Origin of the sequence: Methyloceanibacter marginalis (assembly GCF_001723295.1) — a bacterium.
Lineage (GTDB): Bacteria > Pseudomonadota > Alphaproteobacteria > Rhizobiales > Methyloligellaceae > Methyloceanibacter > Methyloceanibacter marginalis.
This window is the reverse complement of record NZ_LPWD01000215.1, coordinates 1-1802: the sequence shown is the minus strand read 5'-3', so window position 1 is coordinate 1802 and position 1802 is coordinate 1. Positions and strand designations below refer to the sequence as shown.

The following is a 1802-nucleotide window of genomic DNA, read 5'->3' as shown; positions in this document are numbered from 1 at the left end:
TGGGATGGGGCGAGAGACAAAAAAAGAAGCCGCCCCGAAGGGCGGCTTCCGTAATCTTGGTCGTCCGGGTAGTGGCTTAGAAGAAGATGATGCCGCCGACCTGGAACAGATCCCAGTCTTGGAAGTCCTGCTTCACGCTGGAGTTGACGCCGTTGACGTTCGTACCCACGAAGTCGACGGAAGCGTCCTGATGCTGCCAGCGGGCGAACAGGTGCATCGCGGCAGAGTCGATCTCCTGAACCGCACCGAGACCCCAACGCTCCATCTCCGAGCCGCTGACGGCCACGGAGTTGGCGGCGTTGTTGGCGCAGAAGCCGCCGATGCCGGTGCCGGCGCCGAAGGAACCGCACATGCTCGTCCCGGCGATCGAGCCGAACATGTCGTTGTACTGGCCGTACTCACCGTAGAGGATCGTGGCGCCCAGCGGGTTCCAGGTCCGCTTGATGAACGGCTTCAGGTACCAGATATCCGTGGTCGAGATGCCGATCGTGTTCGGATCCTGATACTCGTACTCGCCGTACAAGCCCAAGCCTGAAGGAACGTGCATGATCGTCGCGCCGGCTGATGAGCGTTGTTGTCGCCGGCGAAGGCACCAGCAGTCGTGCTCGAGGCCGTCTCACTCCACGTGAACGCGTAGGCCGCGGACACTTTGAAGTTGCCCCAGTCGCCGTTGTAGAACGCCGCGATATCCCAGAAGTTGGAGTCGGACGCCGTCACACCCGAACCTCTGACCGTGCCGTACGAGGTCTCCATCCGGAAGCCGCCGAAGGTCGGCGTGTCGTAACGAACCGCAGGACGCGGGGCGCCGAAGCAGTCCGCACCCACACCGCCGTTGCAGTACGGCAGCAGGAAGTTGTTCCAGCTGATCGCCGACAGACCGTTGTTCCCGCTCGGACGCAGGAAGAAACCGCCGCCTTCGAACCAAACCGCGTTCGACTCGATAACCGTGCCGGAGATGTCGGCCAGAACCGCCGCGTTATCCGACGCCGGGCTCAGAGTACCCCAGTTCAACGTACCGTAGTTGTCGCTCTTCACGTAGATGTACGAGTACAGCGTGTTGATGTCGCTGTTCACGCCCTGGATGTCGTCGAACTGATTGGACAGGATGCCGAACGTGTCGTCCGGAGCCGTGATCGTCATGTTGTAACCAGCCGACCAGCCCGGCGCGATCGTGGCTGAGCCCGTGATGGCAAAACGGGACGCAAGGTCAGCGTCCTTGTCGCCAACGGCAAAGTTGCCGCCGCCGCCGTCATCCCACCAGTTCATCGTCTTGACGACCCAACCCGAGATCGTCACCGAAACCTTCTTGTTCCCCTTGCGGACCGTCGTCGCCTCAAGCTCGGCAACACGCTCCTCAAGATCCGCACAGCAATCGCCGCCCAAATCAGCTGCCTTGGCTGGCGTGCTCATGGCGTAAACCCCAAGCGTCAAGCCAAATGCAGCAGCGATGGCGATGCGGCTGGATGTTCTTGTCAGTCCCCCAAACATATCCATCTCCACCTTCCCTGAATAAATTGCCTAATCCAAACTCTCGCTTTGAATTCGCCTTGCGGCTCCTCGTCGGTGCAGTTCTCGCCAAAACTGGACAGAAATCCCCCGACAGAGAGTTCTAAGTTCTGCTTATACGCGTTCCCCCAAGAAGGTAAATTGCTATCAAAGCGTGCGGGGACGTTTTTGGGCCCTTGTGACATTTCCGCCACGAGTTTCAGCCCCCTGATTGACGGCTCTTCGAAGCCGTCACCACCCAGTAAAATGGATGTAATATCAACGAGGTAAGTGATCCCCGGTCTTGGCTTCGGCGC

Annotated in this window: 3 protein-coding genes; all 3 read right to left on the bottom strand. The window is 59.8% G+C overall.

Annotated features, from left to right (window positions below; genetic code table 11):
• Nucleotides 1–76: 76 nt before the first annotated feature.
• Entirely contained in the window at nucleotides 77–529 is a 453-nt protein-coding gene (locus AUC71_RS08755; protein ID WP_141701568.1) for a hypothetical protein, read from the bottom strand.
• Nucleotides 454–1488: a porin gene (locus tag AUC71_RS08750; RefSeq protein ID WP_204376685.1), complete on the bottom strand. Its 1035-nt coding sequence runs from the start codon at nucleotides 1486–1488 to the stop codon at nucleotides 454–456. Before AUC71_RS08750 ends, AUC71_RS08755 begins: the two co-directional genes overlap by 76 nt.
• Nucleotides 1473–1802 (bottom strand): hypothetical protein (locus AUC71_RS20245; protein ID WP_204376684.1); only part of this gene is annotated, 330 nt, incomplete at its 5' end. The genes AUC71_RS20245 and AUC71_RS08750, both read right to left, overlap by 16 nt.